26 protein-coding genes are annotated in these 18474 nt (G+C 62.8%); 13 read left to right on the top strand and 13 right to left on the bottom strand.

Annotated features, from left to right (window positions below; translation table 11 throughout):
• Positions 1–6: 6 nt before the first annotated feature.
• Both AC3CB8_RS01480 and AC3CB8_RS01475 read right to left on the bottom strand, forming a co-directional pair.
• Positions 7–2346 (bottom strand): response regulator, encoded by a 2340-nt coding sequence (locus AC3CB8_RS01480; protein WP_352564203.1) that lies wholly within the window; start codon positions 2344–2346, stop codon positions 7–9.
• 97 nt (positions 2347–2443) lie between these two features.
• Positions 2444–3361 (bottom strand): polyprenyl synthetase family protein, encoded by a 918-nt coding sequence (locus AC3CB8_RS01475; RefSeq protein ID WP_023784526.1) that lies wholly within the window; start codon positions 3359–3361, stop codon positions 2444–2446.
• A 222-nt stretch (positions 3362–3583) separates the two neighbouring features.
• On the opposite strand from AC3CB8_RS01475, the gene AC3CB8_RS01470 reads away from it, so the two are divergent.
• From AC3CB8_RS01470 to AC3CB8_RS01460, 3 genes are all read left to right on the top strand, one after another.
• The gene (locus AC3CB8_RS01470) at positions 3584–4345 is read left to right on the top strand and encodes a biosynthetic peptidoglycan transglycosylase (protein ID WP_352564201.1); all 762 of its coding nucleotides are present in this window, start codon (positions 3584–3586) and stop codon (positions 4343–4345) included.
• Positions 4346–4486: 141 nt separating this feature from the next.
• Complete coding sequence (rpmF, locus tag AC3CB8_RS01465; protein WP_008834724.1) at positions 4487–4669, top strand: 50S ribosomal protein L32; 183 nt, start codon at positions 4487–4489, stop codon at positions 4667–4669.
• A 255-nt stretch (positions 4670–4924) separates the two neighbouring features.
• Complete coding sequence (locus AC3CB8_RS01460; RefSeq protein WP_352564199.1) at positions 4925–5326, top strand: hypothetical protein; 402 nt, start codon at positions 4925–4927, stop codon at positions 5324–5326.
• A gap of 9 nt (positions 5327–5335) precedes the next feature.
• Here the strand turns inward: AC3CB8_RS01460 and AC3CB8_RS01455 are convergent, their stop codons facing one another.
• From AC3CB8_RS01455 to AC3CB8_RS01445, 3 genes are all read right to left on the bottom strand, one after another.
• The gene (locus tag AC3CB8_RS01455; RefSeq protein ID WP_352564197.1) at positions 5336–5767 is read right to left on the bottom strand and encodes a GlcG/HbpS family heme-binding protein; all 432 of its coding nucleotides are present in this window, start codon (positions 5765–5767) and stop codon (positions 5336–5338) included.
• A gap of 162 nt (positions 5768–5929) precedes the next feature.
• Positions 5930–6163, bottom strand: coding sequence for a hypothetical protein (locus tag AC3CB8_RS01450; protein WP_023773965.1), 234 nt, complete (start codon positions 6161–6163; stop codon positions 5930–5932).
• Between the two features lie 76 nt (positions 6164–6239).
• Positions 6240–6761, bottom strand: coding sequence for a winged helix-turn-helix transcriptional regulator (locus AC3CB8_RS01445; protein ID WP_023784528.1), 522 nt, complete (start codon positions 6759–6761; stop codon positions 6240–6242).
• Between the two features lie 92 nt (positions 6762–6853).
• Between AC3CB8_RS01445 and AC3CB8_RS01440 the strand changes: the two genes are divergently transcribed.
• The 5 genes from AC3CB8_RS01440 to AC3CB8_RS01420 all read left to right on the top strand — a co-directional run bounded on the left by AC3CB8_RS01440 (position 6854) and on the right by AC3CB8_RS01420 (position 9631).
• Entirely contained in the window at positions 6854–7690 is an 837-nt protein-coding gene (locus AC3CB8_RS01440; protein ID WP_352564195.1) for an alpha/beta fold hydrolase, read from the top strand.
• An 88-nt stretch (positions 7691–7778) separates the two neighbouring features.
• Complete coding sequence (locus AC3CB8_RS01435; RefSeq protein WP_352564193.1) at positions 7779–8435, top strand: glutathione S-transferase family protein; 657 nt, start codon at positions 7779–7781, stop codon at positions 8433–8435.
• A 5-nt stretch (positions 8436–8440) separates the two neighbouring features.
• Complete coding sequence (locus AC3CB8_RS01430; RefSeq protein ID WP_031241517.1) at positions 8441–8764, top strand: ArsR/SmtB family transcription factor; 324 nt, start codon at positions 8441–8443, stop codon at positions 8762–8764.
• A gap of 13 nt (positions 8765–8777) precedes the next feature.
• The gene (locus AC3CB8_RS01425) at positions 8778–9149 is read left to right on the top strand and encodes a nuclear transport factor 2 family protein (protein ID WP_023784530.1); all 372 of its coding nucleotides are present in this window, start codon (positions 8778–8780) and stop codon (positions 9147–9149) included.
• 17 nt (positions 9150–9166) lie between these two features.
• Positions 9167–9631, top strand: coding sequence for an SRPBCC family protein (locus AC3CB8_RS01420; protein WP_352564191.1), 465 nt, complete (start codon positions 9167–9169; stop codon positions 9629–9631).
• A 26-nt stretch (positions 9632–9657) separates the two neighbouring features.
• On the opposite strand, the gene AC3CB8_RS01415 is transcribed toward AC3CB8_RS01420, so the two are convergent.
• From AC3CB8_RS01415 to AC3CB8_RS01405, 3 genes are all read right to left on the bottom strand, one after another.
• Entirely contained in the window at positions 9658–9921 is a 264-nt protein-coding gene (locus tag AC3CB8_RS01415; protein ID WP_010911936.1) for an ArsR/SmtB family transcription factor, read from the bottom strand.
• A 31-nt stretch (positions 9922–9952) separates the two neighbouring features.
• The gene (locus tag AC3CB8_RS01410) at positions 9953–11200 is read right to left on the bottom strand and encodes an MFS transporter (protein WP_023773971.1); all 1248 of its coding nucleotides are present in this window, start codon (positions 11198–11200) and stop codon (positions 9953–9955) included.
• Between the two features lie 82 nt (positions 11201–11282).
• The gene (locus AC3CB8_RS01405; protein ID WP_023773972.1) at positions 11283–11477 is read right to left on the bottom strand and encodes a DUF1192 domain-containing protein; all 195 of its coding nucleotides are present in this window, start codon (positions 11475–11477) and stop codon (positions 11283–11285) included.
• Positions 11478–11599: 122 nt separating this feature from the next.
• Between AC3CB8_RS01405 and AC3CB8_RS01400 the strand changes: the two genes are divergently transcribed.
• From AC3CB8_RS01400 to AC3CB8_RS01390, 3 genes are all read left to right on the top strand, one after another.
• Positions 11600–12610 carry an NAD(P)H-quinone oxidoreductase gene (locus tag AC3CB8_RS01400; protein WP_031248213.1) on the top strand — a complete coding sequence of 337 codons (1011 nt, stop codon included), beginning with the start codon at positions 11600–11602 and terminating at the stop codon, positions 12608–12610.
• 201 nt (positions 12611–12811) lie between these two features.
• Complete coding sequence (locus AC3CB8_RS01395; RefSeq protein ID WP_013892619.1) at positions 12812–12952, top strand: DUF1127 domain-containing protein; 141 nt, start codon at positions 12812–12814, stop codon at positions 12950–12952.
• Positions 12953–13312: 360 nt separating this feature from the next.
• Complete coding sequence (locus tag AC3CB8_RS01390) at positions 13313–14005, top strand: DUF1013 domain-containing protein (RefSeq protein ID WP_023773976.1); 693 nt, start codon at positions 13313–13315, stop codon at positions 14003–14005.
• Positions 14006–14069: 64 nt separating this feature from the next.
• On the opposite strand, the gene AC3CB8_RS01385 is transcribed toward AC3CB8_RS01390, so the two are convergent.
• The 4 genes from AC3CB8_RS01385 to AC3CB8_RS01370 form a co-directional block, all read right to left on the bottom strand.
• Positions 14070–14789 carry a helix-turn-helix transcriptional regulator gene (locus AC3CB8_RS01385; protein WP_013529238.1) on the bottom strand — a complete coding sequence of 240 codons (720 nt, stop codon included), beginning with the start codon at positions 14787–14789 and terminating at the stop codon, positions 14070–14072.
• Positions 14790–14861: 72 nt separating this feature from the next.
• Entirely contained in the window at positions 14862–15269 is a 408-nt protein-coding gene (locus AC3CB8_RS01380; RefSeq protein WP_352564188.1) for a hypothetical protein, read from the bottom strand.
• Positions 15270–15335: 66 nt separating this feature from the next.
• Entirely contained in the window at positions 15336–15926 is a 591-nt protein-coding gene (locus AC3CB8_RS01375; RefSeq protein WP_023773978.1) for a DJ-1/PfpI family protein, read from the bottom strand.
• Positions 15927–16010: 84 nt separating this feature from the next.
• A complete protein-coding gene (locus tag AC3CB8_RS01370; RefSeq protein WP_015315361.1) occupies positions 16011–16178 on the bottom strand; it encodes a hypothetical protein in 168 nt (55 codons plus the stop codon).
• A gap of 265 nt (positions 16179–16443) precedes the next feature.
• Between AC3CB8_RS01370 and AC3CB8_RS01365 the strand changes: the two genes are divergently transcribed.
• Positions 16444–17397, top strand: coding sequence for a ring-cleaving dioxygenase (locus AC3CB8_RS01365; RefSeq protein WP_023773979.1), 954 nt, complete (start codon positions 16444–16446; stop codon positions 17395–17397).
• Positions 17398–17513: 116 nt separating this feature from the next.
• Positions 17514–17675, top strand: coding sequence for a hypothetical protein (locus AC3CB8_RS01360; protein ID WP_015315363.1), 162 nt, complete (start codon positions 17514–17516; stop codon positions 17673–17675).
• A gap of 25 nt (positions 17676–17700) precedes the next feature.
• Here AC3CB8_RS01360 and AC3CB8_RS01355 read toward each other — a convergent pair whose 3' ends face one another.
• On the bottom strand, positions 17701–18417 hold the full coding sequence (locus AC3CB8_RS01355) for an SGNH/GDSL hydrolase family protein (RefSeq protein WP_023784533.1): 717 nt from the start codon (positions 18415–18417) through the stop codon (positions 17701–17703).
• Between the last annotated feature and the right edge of the window lie 57 nt (positions 18418–18474).

Raw genomic sequence — 18474 nt, 5'->3', positions numbered from 1 at the left:
CGGAGTTCAGGCCGTCTTGGCCACCACCGTCTCGCTGAGCCAGGTGCCGATCTTGGCGCCGAGTCGATCGGGCGAAACGGGCTTGGGCAGATAGTCGTCCATGCCGGCCTCGATGCACTTGTCGCGGTCGCCCTTCAGCGCATGGGCGGTGACGCCGATGATGGGGATGTGGCCACCCGACGATGCCTCGATCGCCCGGATGGCGCGTGTCGCCTCGTAGCCGTTCATTTCCGGCATCGAGACGTCCATCAGAACCAGCCTCGGATGCAGCGACCGGTACATCTCGACCGCCGTGCGGCCATTGCCGGCGATGCGGTAGCTCAAGCCCAGCCCATTGAGGATCTGGCCGAACACCATCTGGTTCACGTCATTGTCCTCGGCGATGAGGATGTCGATCGGGATGTTCGGCGCGGCATTCGATTCCGGCACTGCCGCGATCGGCATGGCGGGGCCGCGGATAACCGTGAAGGCCGGCGGCGCCGGCTGAGGCATCGGTTGGATCGGTTCGCGAATGAAGTGCGCCTTGCCGACCTGCGAACGCGCCTTCTGGATGACCGAGATGACGGTGCCGAGCAGGACCGCCGAGCGCGCCGGCTTGGTCAGATGCGCCGATATGCCGAAGTCGATGATCATCTTGCCGAAATCGACCTGGTCCACCGAGGTCAGGATAACGACCGGGATGGTGGACAGCCGGCTGTCGGCGGCGATGGCCCGGGCGACATCGGCGCCGTTCATGCCGGGCATCTGATAATCGAGGATGATGCAGTCGACGCTGGCGCCGAGCTGGCAGGCTCGATCGAGGAAGGCGAGGCCAACCGCGCCGCTTTCGGCGGCGGCGCAGTCGAAGCTCCAGCTTCTGAGCTGTTCGAGCAGGATCTCGCGGTTGACCGGATTGTCATCGATGACCAGCACACGCGCACCGGTGACGTCGACCGGCACGATGGCGTCGCGCGCCTCGGCGCGGTGGACCGGCAGCGGCACGGCGAACCAGAAGACGGAGCCGCGGCCGATCTCGCTCTCGACGCCGATCTTGCCGGCCATCAGGTCGACGAGACGGGCGGCGATGGCGAGCCCAAGGCCGGTGCCTTCGTGACGGCGGGTCGACGAGCCATCGACCTGGGCGAACTTCTCGAACACGTTCTGCAATTTCTCGGCCGGGATGCCGATGCCGGTGTCCTCGACGCGCAGCTTGAGCTGGACGACGTCGTTGACGGTTTCGCCGCCGACATCGATCAGCACATGGCCCTTCTCGGTGAATTTCACCGCATTGCCGACGAGGTTGGTGACGATCTGCCGGAAGCGGCCGGCGTCGCCGACCACATAGGCCGGCAGCCTGGGGTCGACGCGCACGATAAGTTCCAGGTTCTTCTCGGCGACACGCGCCGAGACAAGCGTCGCCACATCCTCCACCGCTTCCGAGAGGCGGAAGGGGGCTGGGTCGAGCGTCAACTGCCCGGCATTGATCTTCGAGAAGTCGAGGATGTCGTTGATGATGGTGAGCAGCGCGTTGCCCGACTTGACGATAACGTCGGTGAACGTCTTCTGGCGCGGGTTGAGCTCGGTCTTGGCCAGCAATTCGGCCATGCCGAGCACGCCGTTCATCGGTGTGCGGATCTCGTGGCTCATATTGGCCAGGAATTCCGACTTGGCACGATCGGCGGCCTCTGCCTTGAACAAGGATTCGGCAGACTGGGCGAAGGCGCGACGGATTGCCTGTTCCATCGGCCGGAAGATCCAGAAAGCGACGATGCCCAGGACGGCAAACAACAGGCCGCTGGCCCACAAAAGCAGCCGGTCGCTAGAGGCATCCGCCTGATGGCGTTCGTCGTCCATCGCGGTGCGGACACGCACCAGCATGGGCTGAACGAACAGGTCGTTCTGGTTGCGGATCTCGCGAGGGCTCCATTCATCGGTCTTTTGCGCCACCGACATCAGGTTGAAGTTGCGGACCATGTCTCGCGGCGACCAGAACAGGTCGCCATTGACCGAAGCGGCTGCGAGCTCGCTGACGGTCTTGGCCGACAGGCGCGGGCGGATCGCGGCGAGCTGGGCGGTCAACGTCTCGATCTCGCCGGTCAGCCGCTCGGAATGGTCGCGCGCCGAAGCCGTCAGCGCATCGCGCGTCTCGATCCGCCAGGCGGAACTGGTTGTCTCGGCGAAGCTGGTGGCGTTGCGCAGATCGCGGGTAAAAATGACGAGATTGCTGCTCAGCGCATCGATTTCATGGCGCAAGGAATTGACGCGATTGAGCGAAACCATGATGGCGGCTGAAGCCAGCGCGAAAACCAACAATCCTGAAAGATAACGTATCCGGACGGACCGGATGAAGGAAGAATATTCCGGCATGCGCAACCCCAACACATACGCATCATTCTAAGGATCGGGATTACGCTTCATTTACATTAAGATTTCGTTGGCACAACCGCAGGTGCACCGCGCAACGTCAGCTGTTACGGGTTGCGACGAAGATCGCCGCGGCCTTTAGCAGGGCCGCCTTTTCGCCATAGGGTTCGAGCAGCGCGTGCGCCTGGCCGACGAGGCCGTCGAGCTGCTTGCGTGCCCAATCCGCGCCGTGCAAGGCCACCAGCGTACCCTTGCCCGCGGCGGCATCCTTGCCGGTCGCCTTGCCCATCTGCTTGGCGTCGGCCGTCAGATCCAGCAAGTCGTCGGCCAGTTGGAAGGCTAGGCCGATCGCCGAACCGAACTCGGCAAGCCTTTCCAGGTCATCCGGCTGTGCGCCGGCCAGGATCGCACCCGCCTCGCAGGCGAAGCGGATCAGTGCGCCGGTCTTCATCGCCTGCAACGTTATGATGCCGGCCTCGTCCGGTCGCACCTGCTCGGCTTCGAGGTCCAGTTTCTGGCCGCCGACCATGCCACCGGCCCCGGCGGCGCGGGCGAGCGCCAGCACCAGGGCCGCGCGGCGCCCCGCCGGCAGCGTCGTCGCTTCGCCGGCGATGATGTCGAAGGCCAGAGTCAATAAGGCGTCGCCGGCCAGGATGGCAGTGGCTTCGTCAAAGGCCTTGTGCACGGTCGGCTGGCCGCGGCGCAGGTCATCGTCGTCCATGGCCGGCAGGTCATCGTGGATAAGCGAATAGCAATGCACGCATTCGAGCGCCGCCGCGACACGCAACGCCGCTTCGCCATCGGCGGAAAACAGGGCGGCACTTTCCATGACCAGGAAGGGGCGCAGGCGCTTGCCGCCGTTCAACACGCCATGGCGCATCGCCGCCATCAGACGATCGGGCCGCGCGATCTCGCCCGAAAGCGGTCGGTCGTCGAGCAAGCGGCGCAGCATCACCTCGACGGCGGCCGCGCGCCTAATGAGCGCCATTTCGAACGCCATTTCGTCGTCATTCGTCATGGCCGGGACCGGTAGCCGACACTCAGACGTTGCGCAAGAAGGCAAGCGCCATTATGCCGGGGCAGTAAGAGCCCGTTTGGAAACTCATCTCCTGCGGTCATCTGAAGGTGTTTTCCGCGCTTGCGGTGTTCACGTACTCGAATGTACGCTCCGCTCCGGTTCTCGAAAACACCGTCACATGACTGACAGGAGCCAGTTTCAAAACGAGTTCTCTGGCATGGGTTGGGCGGCTTGGCGGAACCGATCGTCGATCATGAGACCGAAAAGCTGGACATGGCGACGAGATCGCGAGGCGTGAGCCGCCGCAGTCTCAGGCGCTGGGTCCGGCGCGGCATCGTCGTGGCCGCCGTGCTGGCGCTTATCCCGGTGGTGCTGACCTTTCTCTACCTACCGTTCTTCGTGCATCCTGTGTCGACGCTGATGCTGAAGGACCTTGCGACATTCTCCGGCTACGACCGGCGCTGGGTGTCGATCGATGACGTCGCGCCTGTGCTCGCCCATTCCGTCATCATGTCGGAGGACGGGCAGTTCTGCTTTCACCGCGGCGTCGACCTCGGCGAACTCAGGGGGGTCGTCGACGATGCGCTGGCCGGCGAGGCGACGCGTGGTGCCTCGACCATCACCATGCAGACGGTGAAGAACCTCTTCCTGTGGTCGCGGCCGCTGGGCTCTGTGCGCAAGGTCATCGAACTGCCGCTGGCCGTCTATTTCGACGCGGTGATGTCGAAGCGGCGCATTATGGAGATCTACCTCAACATGGCCGAGTGGGGACCCGGCATCTACGGCATCGAGGCGGCGGCGCAGCACCATTTCGGCATTTCGGCAAAGCAGCTGTCCAGACGGCAGGCGGCCCTTCTCGCCGTCACGCTGCCCAATCCGATCGCCCGCAATCCCGCAAAACCAGGGCCGGGTTTGAGAAGGCTCGCCAATCTGATCGAGCGGCGCGCCGGCCGCTCCGGCGCCTATGTCGGCTGCCTAGACTAGCCGGTATAAAAAAGATTCACCGCGGTGCTGGCCAAAACGGTGTCAGGCGTGTATAGGCACCCGACTTTCTCAGATTTAGGCCCCGACATGGCCCTTTCACGAGGGCGGGCGGGGCTTTTGACCATGTAGTGGAGCACATCCATGGCCGTTCCGAAACGCAAAACCTCTCCGTCCAAGCGCGGCATGCGCCGCTCGGCCGACGCCCTCAAGGCCCCGACCTATGTCGAGGACAAGAACTCCGGCGAAATGCGCCGCCCGCACCACATCGACCTGAAGACCGGCATGTATCGCGGTCGCCAGGTGCTGACGCCCAAGGAAAGCTGAGACCAGCTTTTCCCAAGGCTAGACTATAGCTACAAAAGACCGGCGTTTGGCCGGTCTTTTTGCGTTTGGCCTCGCCGTGCGCGCCGGCTACTTCAAGCGCTGAGTTTTCGTCTCTCGTTTTTCATGTCGGCCGGGCAACCGGCTGACATGGTTGTTGCATCCGGTATTCGACCGTGTTTGCGGCCGTGCACGAAAAATCTTGACGCCGTGCCTGTGGGGCATTCTACAGAAGGTGCCCCCATATGGAGACGCCAGATGTTCGGTGCCGTCCCGCTTTTGATCGTGCCTTTCGTGCTCTACAATCTCGGCCTGCTCGGTATATTCGGCGGCGGCGACGATCCGTGGGCGAGCGAGATGTTCTCGTTCCGCATGATGTCGGGCGGGGTGTTCTCGATGACGCTCGGCGACCTGATCGTGCTGATCGGGCTGATTTTTCTGTTCCTTGAAATGGTGAAGTCGGCGCGCACAACCACCGCCTCGATCATGGATCATCTGTTGTCGACGCTTGTCTTCGTTGCTTTCCTGGTCGAGTTCCTGCTGGTGAAGGCTGCCGCGCACTCCATCTTCTTCACGCTGATGATCATCGCGCTGTTCGACGTGCTGGCCGGGTTCGCGGTGTCGATGCGGTCGGCCAGCCGCGACATCAATTTGAATTAGACCGGAGCCTCAGCCCGGATCGGCGGTGAAGCCGGCGGCTTCGATGCCGGCAATCGCGGCCGCCTCGTCATTGTCCGACGTGTCGCCGGAAATGCCTACAGCGCCGACGACACTCCCTGCCTTGTCGCGGATCAGCACGCCGCCGACGACCGGCAGCACGCGTCCCCCCGAAACGTCGGAAATGCCGGCAACCAGATGCGGGCGCTCCTTGGCGAAGGCCTCGACCTTGCGCGAGCCCATGCCGATCGCCAGCGCGCCATAAGCCTTGCCGGCCGACATTTGCGGGCGCAGGAACGAGGCTCCGTCCTGGCGCTGGAAGGCGACCAGGTGCCCGCCAGCGTCGAGCACCGAGACGCCGAGCGGCTTGAGGTTGAGATCGGCGCCCCTGGCTAAGGCGGCATTTATGATCTCGACGGCTTTTTCGAGCGACAGCGCGGTCATGGCAATCTCCTGTTGAACAGCCCAATCATCGCCTGCCAGCCGGACCAGGCAATCCCGCTTTCGGTTGAAATTGCTTCCTGCGAAGCAGCGGGATTAAAGGCGCGCCTGTCGGATGCGTCACGACCGCTCGATCCAGGACGAGGCATTGGCAGAGAGACGGGGTTATTTTTTCTTGGCGCGAGCCGGCTTCTTGGCAGGTGCAGCAGGCGCGTTGGCTAGATCTTCGGCTTCCTTCGCCAGCCGCAGCGCCCGCAGCTTGTCGGTCTTGGCCTTGCGGGCATCGCTCTCGGCGACGTATTCGGCCATGGCTTTCTGCCGGACCGTCGCCGCCTCTTCCTGCTTCTTGAAGCGCAGATCGGCACGCGCGCGGGCAGTGTCCCTAGAGTTCTCAACCAAGAGTCTATCCTATCCCGTGAAGTGTGATTTCCATCCTTTGTAGCAGAGCCGGCCTTTCAACGGGGAAAATAGTTGGTCAGGCAGCCGGGCTGGTGTTGCGGGCCTTTTCGGTAACCACCGCTTCATAGGCGGCCTGCAGCGTCGCGCGGACAGAGGAGCCGGGCGCAGTATCGAGAGGTGTGCCGAGATGCTCATGGCGCAGTTCGTCCATGAATTTCTCCCACATTGGAGGTCCGCCCTTTTCCAGGAGTTCGGCACGGATCGAGAGTGCCTCGCTGGTCGGCAGCCAGACGCGGCCCCAGGCGCCGAGATGGGCGAGGATGGGCACCAGCGTGATGGCCATCTCGGTCAGGCTGTAGATCGCCTTCTGCTTGTGGCTGGGGTCGTCCGCCTTGGTCAGCATGCCGAGCTCCATCAGCCGCTTCAAACGGTCGGCGAGGATGTTGGAGGCAATGCCTTCCATCGAGCCGTTGAGCAGCTCGCGAAAATGGCGTCTGCCGCCAAAAATCATGTCGCGCAGGATGATCAGGCTCCAGCGGTCGCCGAACACCTCGAGCGAAAGGTTGATCGGGCAGCCGGACCGGCGATCGAGGGTCATCCGATTTTCTCCACAAAACCGGTTGCATTATCGTATCGGTTTTAATATCGTGCAACCGATTGCAAAATGCAATCAGTTTAGGAGGCCATGAAATGACGAGCAATGATCGTCCCGAGATCGTATCCGAAGCCTTTGGCGATCGGGCCGATCCCGCCCTGCTGCTGATCATGGGCGCGATGGCCTCGATGCTGTGGTGGCCGGAGGCGTTTTGCCGGAAGCTCGCGGATGCCGGCCTTTACGTGATCCGCTACGACAATCGCGATACCGGCCGGTCGACCAAATATCCGGTGGGACAGCCGCCCTACACTTTCGACGACATGGCCGACGACGCGATAGCCGTTCTCGACAGCCATGGCATCGGCAATGCGCATGTCGCGGGCATGTCGATGGGCGGCATGATCGCGCAGCTTGTCGCGCTCCGGCACCCCTCGCGCGTCGCTTCGCTGACCGTGATCAGCAGTTCGCCCGTGGGCACCGACACTTCGCATCTGCCGCAAACGACAGACGCCTATATGGAGCATTCGGCCTATGGGGCCAAAGTCGACTGGGCGGACCGCCGCCAAGTCATCGACTTCATGGTCAGCGATGCACGCGCGATCGCCAGCACCGCGCATCTGTTCGACGAGACCGGGATGAGGGCATTCATCGAGCGGGATTATACCAGGTCCGGCGGCTTGCTCAGCGCCACCAATCATTTCATGCTCAACGGCAATGACCGATGGAAGGGTCGTCTGCACGAACTGGCGGCGCCGCTTCTTGTCATCCACGGCACGTCGGATCCGATCTTTCCGGTCGAGCATGGCGAGGCCTTGGCCCAAGCTGTTGCCGGCGCGAAATTCATTCATGTCGAAGGCGGCGGTCACGAACTGCATCCGGATGACTGGCCTGATTTTGAAGCTGCCATCATCGAGCATGTTCGATCCAGCTGAGACCTCGCGGGCGGGCCTTGACGAGCGAGGCCTGCCGCAATAGTTAAGTAGATGCTTCAGTGTTTCCGCAGAACAGATGAGCACAAGAATGTCCCTGACGCTGCATTTCCATCCGCTGGCCTCCTTCTGCTGGAAGCCGCTGATCGCGCTCTATGAGAACGCCACGCCATTTGCGTCTGTCGTCGTCGATCTAGGCGATGAGCAATCGCGCGCGGCCTTTCTGAAGGTTTCGCCGACCGGCAAGATGCCGGCGCTGCGCGACGACGCGCGTGACCGGACGGTGCTGGAATCGACCATCGTCGTGGAATATCTGGCCGCGCACTATCCGGGACCGGCCGAACTCATTCCAGCCGACGTCGACCTGGCGCTGGCTGTCCGCCAGGCCGACCGCTTCTATGATTTCTATGTGCAGGAGCCGATGCAGAAGATCGTCGGCGACAGGTTGCGGCCCCTCGACAACACCGATCCATTCGGTGTCGAACAGGCGCGGAGCCAGTTGCGCAATTCCTACGCCATCATCGAACGGGAGATGCAGTCGAGCGAATGGGCTGTGGGCGATGCCTTCACCATGGCCGATTGCGCGGCGTCTCCGGCGCTCTTCTATGCCAACAAGGTCGAACCGTTCGGCGATAGGTATCCCGCCGTGAAGCGCTATCACGACCGCCTGCTGCGGCGCGCCGCCTTCGCCAGGGTGATCGAGGAGGCGCAGCCTTACTTCAAGTTCTTTCCCTACAACAACGGCTGATCGCAATGTTGCACGATCCCGCCCAACTCGACCTGATGTTCCAGGCGCTCGCCGATCCGGCGCGGCGGCAGATGGTCGACCGGCTATCACGCGGCCCGGCGTCGGTGAGCCAGTTGGCCGAGCCGCTGGCGATGTCGCTGTCGGCGGTGATCCAGCACCTCAATCTCCTGGAGGCGAGCGGCCTCGTGCGCACGCAAAAGGTGGGACGGGTGCGCACCTGCCAGATCGAGCCGAAGGCACTGCGCGCGGCCGAGCACTGGATCAACGAGCGGCGTCTCTCATGGGAACGCCGGCTGGATAGGCTCGGCGACTTTCTTGCGGAGAAATGAAGAGGAGCATGCCATGTCAAAGAGAAAATCCGATCTGGTCCGCGGCTATTTCGCGGCCTTTCAGGCCGGCGACCGCGCCGTCATGGAGGCGGCCCTGGCCGACGATTTCACCTTCACCAGCCCCTATGACGACGCCATCGATCGCAAGGCCTATTTCGCGCGCTGCTGGCCGAACGGCAAGCTGTTCCGGTCGATGACGATCGAGCGGATCTGCGAAGACGGCAATGACGTATTCGTTCGATACAGCTGCGAGACGCTTGAAGGAAAGACCTTTCGCAACACCGAACTGCATTCGTTTCGGGGCGACGAGTTGCGCAGCGTCGAGGTCTATTTCGGCGCCAGCTATCGCGGTGGCACCTTCATTCCGCAGAATCCATCAAGCTGACCAACGAGGACCCAACCGTGACCGAACGTTCCGTCGTTCATTCCACTTTTGGCATCGAGCGCTTCTATCCGGCCGCGCCGGCGAAAGTCTTCTTCGCGCTTAGCAACCCTGACGCCAAGCGACAATGGTTCACCGATCCAGACAATCCCATGCCTGGCCGCTTCGAGATGGACTTTCGCGTCGGCGGCAAGGAGATCAACGCTGGTGGACCAAAGGATGGGCCGATCCATGTCTACACCGCCACCTATCAGGACATCGTGCAGGATCAGCGCATCGTCTACAGCTACGACATGCTGTTCGGCGATGTCAGAATTTCGGTGTCGCTGGCCACGATCGAACTTTTTGCCGAGGACAAGGGCACGCGCCTGGTGCTGACCGAGCAGGGCGCTTTCCTCGATGGCCATGACACGTCCGACACACGCGAGCATGGGACCAGGGTGTTGCTCGATCTGCTCGGCAAGTTTTTGCGGATGGAACCCTAAGTACTGTGGCTGCCGATCGAAGAGGATCAGGCTTCCCAGAATTGATCGAGCCAGATGTTGAGTCTGAGGAAGCCGGCATTGCTCACCGTATAGACACGGCGCGTGCCTTCAGCCTTGGCATTGACCAGTCCGGCGTCGAGCAACACTTTCAGATGCTGTGATACCGCCGGGCGGGAGACTGGCAGCCCGGCCGCCAATTCGTTGACGGTCTTCGGACCGCGTCGAAGTTCTTCCAGAAGATGGCGCCGATTGGGGTCGGCGATCGCCATGAAGGCGTCGGAAAACATCATGCCTCATTTGTGAGGCAAAGTTTTTCAAATCTCAACTGTTTGCTTCTGCTTTTCTTCTCGGATCGAGCCGCAATGCTTCGGGGGTCACCGAACGGTCGGCCGGCTGCGTCTTGAAGGCATCGCGATCTCCGATCGGCACCGGCGCGCGGCGGCTGATGCGCAGCAGCGTGTAGCCGGCCAGCGACAGATGCGCGAAGGCTGTCGCCAGGAACAGGCCCTCCGGGCGCATCCAGCCCATCAGGGCGGCGGCCAGCAATGGCCCGATCATGGTGCCGAAGCCGTAAAGCAGCAGCAGCCCGCCCGATACCTTGACGAAATCTTCCGACCGGGCGTGGTCGTTGGCATGCGCCACGGCGATCGAATAGAGCGTGTAGGCGAAAGCGCCATAGGCGGCGGTGAAGACGAGGACGAAGACCGCCGAGCGCGGCTCGAACAGGAAGATGAGAAGCGCAAACAGCGCCGCGCCGAAGGCGGCACCGGCCAGCACGAAACGGCGGTCGGTCTTGTCGGAGAGGCGCCCGGCCGGAAGTTGCATGGCAGCACCGGCGACGACCACCAGGCTCATCATCAAGGCGATTTCGGCCGTGGAGATACCGATGCGCGCGCCGTAGACGGCGCCGAGCGTGCCCCAGGCGCCATTGGCGATGCCGATCAAAAGGCAAGCGATCGCCGACACCGGCGAGTTGGCGTAGAGTCCCTTGACGTCGAGCTTGACGTCCTGCAGCGGCTTGGGATGCGAGGCGGTCGACACCGCGGTCGGGATCAGTGACAGGCAAAACAGGATGCCGGTGATCATGAACAACGACGCCGATTTCACGTCGCCGCCGGCGACGATCATCTGGCCGCCCATGATCGAGGCATAGGTGACCATCATGTAAAGGCCGAAGACGGTGCCGCGGTTCTCGTTGGTGGCCTTTTCGTTCAGCCAGCTCTCGATGACCATGAAGGCGCCGGCCATGGTAAAACCGGTGAAGGCACGCAGCAGGATCCAGATATATTCGTCGATGACCAGGCCCGTCAGCAGTGCCACGATGGCGCCGGACGCGGCAAAGGCGCCGAAGGCGCGCACATGTCCGGCGCGGCGCACTATGCGCGGCGCAAAGAAACAGCCGGTGACGAAGCCGCCGGCCCAGGCCGTGCCCATCAGGCCGAGCGAAGCGGTCGAGAACCCTTCCACCTGGCCGCGCAAGGGCAACAGCAGCCCGTGCAGTCCCGATGCAGCCAGAAGAAAGGCAGTGCCGCGAAGCAGGGAAAGGATCGGTCTGTAGGCTGCGAGCATTTTTTGATCCGGCTGGGGACTGGGCGGGACGCGATTTGAAGACAGTCGCATTCGGGCTTTTCGGCGGCGACCTAGGGATTTTTTATCCGCGGCGGAACAGCGCCTCGGCAGCCGATTTGGTGGTGTCCTTGGTCTTGAGTTCGGCCTCCAGCCGGGAGATCTCGTCACGCAGGATGCCGATGCGCTCGGACAGTTCACCGACGGAAAGCAGCGACAGGTCTTGCCCGATCTCGTGCGGACGTGCCTTCTTCTTGGGTTCGTCGTCGAAGATCGCCATGGTTGCTCCTCCTCCGCCAGACCAGATTGGCCATTTGCCTGATTTGGCAATGAGCATACATAGGGCAAGGACGTCGATGCAAACAGCCGGTAAGAGTGCGGCGAGGAAAGACGGAAAACTTCATGGCGAGCGGACAGAAAATTCCGGCACGGATGACGGCGATCGCTATCTCGGAGCCGGGTGGCCCACGGGTGCTGAAACCGGAAACGCGCGACGTACCGCAGCCCGGCCCCGGCGAAATCCTGATCAAGGTGCATGCCGCCGGCGTCAACCGGCCGGACGTGCAACAGCGCAAGGGGGCCTACCCGCCTCCGCCCGGTGCATCGGACCTGCCGGGCCTCGAGGTGTCGGGAGAAGTGGCGGCCCTTGGTGACCAGATATCGCGCTGGCGCATCGGGGACAGGGTCTGCGCGCTCACGCCCGGCGGCGGCTATGCCGAATATGTCAGGGTTCATGCAGGCAGCGTTCTGCCACTGCCGGCGGGCTTCACCCACACGGAAGCGGCGGCGGTGCCGGAAAACTATTTCACCGTCTGGCACAATGTGTTCGAACGGGGCGGTCTGAAGAAGGGTGAGACACTGCTCGTCCATGGCGGCTCGTCCGGCATCGGCACCACCGCGATCCAGCTCGCCTCGGCCTTCGGCGCTTATGTGATCACCACCGCCGGATCCCAGGAGAAATGCGACGCCTGCCTGAAGATCGGCGCCGACCGTGCGATCAATTACCGCGAGCAGGATTTCGTCACCGCGGTCAGGGAGGCGACCGAAGGCCGAGGCGCCAACGTCATCCTCGATATGGTCGGTGGCGATTATGTCCAGCGAAACTACGAGGCCGCCGCTGTCGAGGGCCGGATCGTGCAGATCGCGGTTCAGGCAGGTGCTGTCGCCAGTGCCGATTTTTCCAAGATCATGGTCAAGCGACTGACCCATACGGGCTCCACGCTCAGGCCGCGCACCGTCGAATTCAAGGCGGCGATCGCGGCGACGCTGGAGGCACAGGTGTGGCCTCTGCTGGGCACGCGCAAGGTGGCACCGGTGATGGACATGATCTACCCGCTCACCGACGCCTGGCGCGCGCATGAGCGGATGGAGGAGGGCGAACATATCGGCAAGATCGTGCTCGACGTCGGCTAACACGCCAGCATTTTCGGCTCGGCCTGACCGGATATCGACACGGTCCGGCCAACGTCCTTCGCCCCTGCTTACAAGATGAACAGAAACTTAATGGTGCAATGCAGCATTTGCATCATTGCTATGCAAAATCGGCTGTTCAAGTCCCGCTCGATGATCACTATTTGAGCATCATCGAAACGAACCCAATTCAGGAGGACCACCATGAACCCGATCCGTGCTTTCCGTAACTGGCGCATGTACAACGAGACCGTTCGCGAACTGAACCGCCTCAACGCACGTCAGCTCAGCGACCTGGGCATCAACCGCGGCGACATCGAGCGGATCGCCCGTCAGGCGATCTGATTGCAAGCGCGACCCGCCGAATGGCAGGGTCGCAATGCAGAGCCGCCGCAGACGCTTGTCGTCGCCGGTTCCAAACCCGCCGGACCCTGTCCGGCGGGTTTTGTCTTTTGGAGCTTTGGATTCATCTCGGCTCCGGCGTGATTTGCCATGGCGCTCCGCAGCAAGTGCCATGGCAGGGTTTGGACCGCCGTGGCAAACGTTAGCGCTACCGCTGCGTTGGCTGGTTAGGTCGTTTCCAGCTCTTCCAAAAACGTTGCGAAAGCAGTCTGGAACGGTTATACAGGCCGCGAATTTCCCATTTTGGTGGCTCTAAAACCACCGCCCGCGCGGGAACGCGGGCGAACGAGAAGGATTTTGCACATGGCCAATACGCTGCTGATGCCCAAGGCGACCGCCGTCTGGCTGGTCGACAACACCGCGCTTTCCTTCGAGCAGATCGCGCAGTTCTGCGGGCTGCATCCGCTTGAGGTAAAGGCGATCGCCGACGGTGAATCAGCGCAAGGCATCAAGGGCATGGATCCGATCATGACCGGCCAGCTGACCCGCGACGAGATCGCGCGCGCCGAGAAGGATCCGAACCAGCGCCTGAAGCTTTCCGATCCCAAGGTGCGGGTGCCTGAATCCAAGCGCAAGGGCCCGCGCTATACGCCGCTGTCGAAGCGCCAGGACCGGCCGAACGCCATTCTGTGGCTGGTGCGCAATCATCCCGAACTGAAGGACGCGCAGATTTCGCGCCTCGTGGGCACCACCAAGTCGACAATCGAGCAGATCCGCGAACGCAAACACTGGAATTCGGCCAATCTGCAGCCGATGGACCCGGTGACGCTGGGTCTCGCCTCGCAGATCGACCTCGACATGGAAGTCAACCGCGCCTCGCGCGGCCGCGAGCAGGCGCAGCCGGTCGGCGACACGCTGCTGCCGGCGGCATTGACCGAGCGGTTGGTGCCTGCACCGGAGAAGCCGAAGGACGAGGATGCGGAGCTCGACGCAAACGCCGTCTTCGCCAAGCTGTCGGCGCTGAAGTCGAAGGACACCGATACCGACGAGGAATAGGCTTTTCGCCAACGCAACAAAATAGCCCGCTTCGAGCGGGCTTTTTTGTGCGGTCCGGCAAGTCTCAGCTTCGCGCCGCGCGGTCGGGCGCCATGCCGTAGTCCTCGCTGCGCTCCACCGCCCGGTAGAAATCGGCAAGCTGCTTGCCGCGCTCCGGCTTGAAGATTCGGCCGGCGATGACCACGGAGGCAATGCGGTCGATGCGGAAGGCGCGGAAATCATCGCGCATCTCGCACCAGGCGACCAGCGTCCACACCTTGCCCCAGAACCACAGGCCGAGCGGCCTGATATCGCGCGCGGTGCCGCGGCCGGCTTCGTCCGAATAGTCGATGGTCAGCACCTGGCGCTTTTCGACCGCGCGCTCGATCAGGTCGATCGCCTCGCGGGCGGCATCGCTGACCACCCACATCGGCGTGTGGATCTCGGTGCGGGCAATGCGGTCCTTCTCGGCATCGGGCAGCACGGCACCGATCTTGACCAGTGCCTCGTCGGCGGCCCGCGCCATGGCGGCGCCGCCAAAGGCGCGCACCATGCGTGCGCCGGCCACCAGCGCCACGATCTCGTCACGCGTGAACATCAGCGGCGGAAGGTCGAAACCCTCCCTCATCATGTAGCCAACGCCAGCCTCGCCGTCGATCGGCACCCCGGTCGACTGCAGGTCGGCTATGTCGCGGTAGATGGTTCGCTCGGAAACCTCGAGCCATGTGCCGAGCTTCTGAGCGGTGACCAGACGGCCACCACGCAGATGCTGCACAATCTGAAAGAGCCTGTCGGCGCGGCGCATCGTTTGCTTCCCCAGTGTTTTTCCCATGCATGCCGTGGCTCCCTGACCGGATCCACTTCCACATGACATGCATTACGGTTTCAGCCCTTCGCGCTTGCGCTGCGCGGCGACGAATTCCGCGCCGAAGGACAGTTTCCTCGTTGTCGGCGTCTTCGCATCGAGCACGCGCCAGAAGGGAGCGACGTCGCTGAGCATCATGCCGCGCTCGAGATCCTCCTTGGCAGCCTCGGCGACCGTACGCAGATGATAGCCCATGGTGACCGGGCATGTCACTTCGGCGCCATGCTCGATGGCAAGGGCCGTGCGCAGCGCGCGAACGTCCATCTCGACGCCTTCGGGGATGGAGCGGATGAAATCGTCGACCTGGCGCGCGGTCGGCACCAGCATGGGCTGGCCTTGGATAATGTCCCCTACGGTGCGCGGCGTTGGCTTCACACCGTTGCTACCAGGCGCGTTCAGCCTGTCGGTCCAGTTTTTCATCGATCGTCCTCTCGGCCGGCCATGCGCATTATCCCACCATCGCACGCACCTCCTGACAGCATACTGTCAGGAGGCTTCAGTATACTCCTTGGCGAACATGGTCCGCATCTGCGCGAGTTCGCTGCCTTTTTCCGGATAGAGCGTCTGCAGGAAGGCAAGGGCGAAAGTGCCGGGCGCCGAACCTGGCGCGGACACGATTTTGCCGTCGGCGACGGCATGTGGCACATCCTGATAATTGCCGTGGCCGGCATAGCCGGGCTCGTGACCGCTGATCCAGTCACGGCCATTGCTGGTATGCCTGGCGTTCTCGAACATGCCGGCTCGGGCCAGCGCCAGCGTTCCCGCACAGATGCCACCAACGACACCGCCGCGCGATGCGACAGCCATCAGCAGTTCGGCAGCATCCGGCGGTGCCTTGCTCGCCCAGTGGTCGGAACCGATAACGGCCACGGCATCGACATCGGTATTCTCATCGATGCTGGCCGAGCGGTCTGGCGTCAGCTTAAAACCGCTGATTCCGGTCACCGGCTTGCCGTCGGGCGTCAGCGATACGGCGCGAGCGCCGAACCAATCGACCGCCGAGGCCGCCAGCAGCCCATACTCCCAGTCGGCAAAACCTTCGATAAACAGAAAGCCGATTGTCTTCTGATCGGGCATGAGCTCGCTCCATCCCTCGCGCGCCGGACTTGATATCTGGGTGCTGACGCGTGAGCATCCAGATGCTGCGTTGAAAATTTCGTCTCAATTGCCGTGATGTCGACGCTCGGCATACATGTCTGGCCAGCCGATATCCTTGCGAATGTCGGCGGGAAGCGCGTTCATGAACCGCTGGGTCCGGATCTCGTTTCGCATCGTGCGGATCTTGCCGACATAATGCTGCATGCCGCGCAGAATGGTAAAACCGTTCATGACCAATCTCCTCTCTCTAACCGGAGACACTATCGCACACCCCTCCTGACAGCAGTCTGTCAGGAGGATGGCAGGTCGTGCGGCGACTGTTCCGTTCTTGTCGTGACGGGTCACGCGAGCGCGGATTGTTCATTAAAATAGAGCTAATCGGGGCGGTATTGTTCATAATTTGGTGACGGACTGTCGGGATAGGTGGCCTTCAGCGAAGTGACCGGAGTTCTGATATGAAAGTGGAAAATTCTTCCCCAAAAACAGGGAGACCACCATGAGCTTGCAACTGAGAGGAATTCACCACCTGACCGCCATCACCGCCAATGCGCCCGGTAATCTTCACTTCTACACGAAGGTGCTGGGGCTGCGGCTGGTCAAGAAGACAGTGAACCAAGACGATACCTCGGCCTACCATCTCTTTTACGCCGACGGCGAGGCAACGCCGGGTACCGACCTCACCTTCTTCGACTGGCCGATCGGCCGCGAACGGCGCGGCACCCACAGCATCGCAAGGACCAGCCTCAGGGTCGGCAGCCAGGAGAGCCTTGGCTGGTGGAAGCAGTACCTTGCCAGCGAAGGCATCGTGACAGGAGAGACTGCCGATGTCGGCGGCTACAAGTCGCTGGATTTCGAGGACCCCGAAGGCCAGCGCCTGAGGCTCGTCAGCGATGGCGGCAAGGGCGGCAGCCATCCCTGGGCGAAAAGCCCGGTACCGGCCGAGCATCAGATCCGCGGACTTGGGCCGATCGTTATCAGTGTTCCCGACATCACCAACACCGAGGCGGTGCTGACCGGGGTGATGAACATGCGCAAGGTCCGCGACTATGCTTCGCCCGACGGCGAGGGCCAGGTCCACGTCTTCGAAATGGGCGCGGGCGGGCCGGCGGCGGAGCTTCATGTGGCCGTGCAACCTGGGCTGGCACCCGCAAGGCAGGGCGCCGGTGCGGTTCACCATGTCGCCTTCAGGGCGCCAGACGAGGAGACGTTGCATCAGTGGACAGGGCGCCTGGCCGAATTTCGGCTGCCGTCAAGCGGCGAGGTCGAGCGCTATTACTTCCGCTCGCTCTATTTCCGTGAGCCGAACGGCATCCTGTTCGAGATTGCCACCGACGGGCCAGGGTTCACCGCCGACGAGCCGCTGGAGACGTTGGGCGAAAGCCTTGCCCTGCCACCGTTCCTGGAGGCAAAACGCGCATCGATCGAGGCTGGCCTCAAGCCGCTGAAGTAGATTGCTGCGCGGTCAAGGCGTGCGTCGCGTTCCAGTTCGGGTTCGCGGCGCCTTTTCTTTCCCGGAGACCGAACGAACCGCTTTGACAGGCGCAAGCGTTGCTGGTCAAAGGCAGCATGACGAAACTCCTCGCCCTTGTCATCGTCGGGTTCATGGTCATCCAGCTCATCAAGCCGCTCGGCTGGCCGGGGCTCAGGCGCCGCGGCGACTTCTGGAAATTGGCATTGCTCGCCATGGCGGCGATCTCGCTGGCGGCCGTTCTCGGGCACTTGACATAGGGCCTGGTGACAGCGCGGTCGCTCTTCAGTCGGCAAGCACTGGGCCGACGAGATGTTCCGCCCAGGCCCGGTAGCCGGCCTCCGAGGCATGAAACCCGTCGGAAGCAAAACCGGCCTCGGGGTTGGTGATCGGCAGGCGCGGCGCCGGCACCGCGCCGCGCTCCAGGCAGAGCCGTTCGCCCATCCGGTTCACCGCGGTGGCGCGGATCTCGAGGATCTTGCCGAGCGGCGACGGCATGGCAGGCGCACGCGTGAACTCCAGCACCGGCGACCATACCACGCGCGACTCCGGCCATTTGGCGCGCAGCGCGTAAAGCAGGCCGCCGAACTCCTTCTTGAAGCGCGGCACGGAATGAAAGTTCTTGGTGTCGTTGGTGCCGATGGCGAGCACGATATGCGTCCACGGATCAGCCGACAGATTGGGCAGGACATGGTCGCGGATCTGACCGGATGTCGCCGAATTGAAGCCGGCGGCACGCCAGCGCACAGCGCTGCCGGTGCGCTGCGCAATCATGACCGCAAGCTGCGCGGCAAGTCCGTTTTCGGAATTGCCGATGCCGACCGAGGCGGCGGAGGAATCGCCCAGCACCAACAGCGAGATTGCCGGAGGCTGGCCCGAGATCTCGTGCATGACCGGTCCCCGCGCCGGCAGCATGCGCGAGGTGCGGCGGCGGACACCCAATCCCTGCCAGACATAGATCGGGAAGGCGAGCCAGGTGAGGAAGGTCGGAAAGCGTCGCATCTGGTCCAACTGGTTTTCGACCAGCATTTAACGCATGTCGCGAGAGAGGTGAACGAG

It is taken from the genome of Mesorhizobium sp. P160927 (assembly GCF_057766385.1).
The sequence above is the reverse complement of the archived record's forward strand: the minus strand, read 5'-3'. Positions and strand labels throughout refer to the sequence as shown.

Bases quoted from the DNA above. Each gene is read 5' to 3' on its own strand.
- AC3CB8_RS01480 (WP_352564203.1), bottom strand. From the start codon at position 2,346: ATGCCGGAATATTCTTCCTTCATCCGGTCCGTCCGGATACGTTATCTT.
- AC3CB8_RS01475 (WP_023784526.1), bottom strand. From the start codon at position 3,361: ATGACGAATGACGACGAAATGGCGTTCGAAATGGCGCTCATTAGGCGC.
- rpmF (WP_008834724.1), top strand. From the start codon at position 4,487: ATGGCCGTTCCGAAACGCAAAACCTCTCCGTCCAAGCGCGGCATGCGC.
- AC3CB8_RS01460 (WP_352564199.1), top strand. From the start codon at position 4,925: ATGTTCGGTGCCGTCCCGCTTTTGATCGTGCCTTTCGTGCTCTACAAT.
- AC3CB8_RS01455 (WP_352564197.1), bottom strand. From the start codon at position 5,767: ATGACCGCGCTGTCGCTCGAAAAAGCCGTCGAGATCATAAATGCCGCC.
- AC3CB8_RS01445 (WP_023784528.1), bottom strand. From the start codon at position 6,761: ATGACCCTCGATCGCCGGTCCGGCTGCCCGATCAACCTTTCGCTCGAG.
- AC3CB8_RS01440 (WP_352564195.1), top strand. From the start codon at position 6,854: ATGACGAGCAATGATCGTCCCGAGATCGTATCCGAAGCCTTTGGCGAT.
- AC3CB8_RS01435 (WP_352564193.1), top strand. From the start codon at position 7,779: ATGTCCCTGACGCTGCATTTCCATCCGCTGGCCTCCTTCTGCTGGAAG.
- AC3CB8_RS01430 (WP_031241517.1), top strand. From the start codon at position 8,441: ATGTTGCACGATCCCGCCCAACTCGACCTGATGTTCCAGGCGCTCGCC.
- AC3CB8_RS01425 (WP_023784530.1), top strand. From the start codon at position 8,778: ATGTCAAAGAGAAAATCCGATCTGGTCCGCGGCTATTTCGCGGCCTTT.
- AC3CB8_RS01415 (WP_010911936.1), bottom strand. From the start codon at position 9,921: ATGATGTTTTCCGACGCCTTCATGGCGATCGCCGACCCCAATCGGCGC.
- AC3CB8_RS01410 (WP_023773971.1), bottom strand. From the start codon at position 11,200: ATGCTCGCAGCCTACAGACCGATCCTTTCCCTGCTTCGCGGCACTGCC.
- AC3CB8_RS01405 (WP_023773972.1), bottom strand. From the start codon at position 11,477: ATGGCGATCTTCGACGACGAACCCAAGAAGAAGGCACGTCCGCACGAG.
- AC3CB8_RS01400 (WP_031248213.1), top strand. From the start codon at position 11,600: ATGGCGAGCGGACAGAAAATTCCGGCACGGATGACGGCGATCGCTATC.
- AC3CB8_RS01395 (WP_013892619.1), top strand. From the start codon at position 12,812: ATGAACCCGATCCGTGCTTTCCGTAACTGGCGCATGTACAACGAGACC.
- AC3CB8_RS01390 (WP_023773976.1), top strand. From the start codon at position 13,313: ATGGCCAATACGCTGCTGATGCCCAAGGCGACCGCCGTCTGGCTGGTC.
- AC3CB8_RS01385 (WP_013529238.1), bottom strand. From the start codon at position 14,789: ATGCGCCGCGCCGACAGGCTCTTTCAGATTGTGCAGCATCTGCGTGGT.
- AC3CB8_RS01380 (WP_352564188.1), bottom strand. From the start codon at position 15,269: ATGAAAAACTGGACCGACAGGCTGAACGCGCCTGGTAGCAACGGTGTG.
- AC3CB8_RS01375 (WP_023773978.1), bottom strand. From the start codon at position 15,926: ATGCCCGATCAGAAGACAATCGGCTTTCTGTTTATCGAAGGTTTTGCC.
- AC3CB8_RS01370 (WP_015315361.1), bottom strand. From the start codon at position 16,178: ATGAACGGTTTTACCATTCTGCGCGGCATGCAGCATTATGTCGGCAAG.
- AC3CB8_RS01365 (WP_023773979.1), top strand. From the start codon at position 16,444: ATGAGCTTGCAACTGAGAGGAATTCACCACCTGACCGCCATCACCGCC.
- AC3CB8_RS01360 (WP_015315363.1), top strand. From the start codon at position 17,514: ATGACGAAACTCCTCGCCCTTGTCATCGTCGGGTTCATGGTCATCCAG.
- AC3CB8_RS01355 (WP_023784533.1), bottom strand. From the start codon at position 18,417: ATGCGACGCTTTCCGACCTTCCTCACCTGGCTCGCCTTCCCGATCTAT.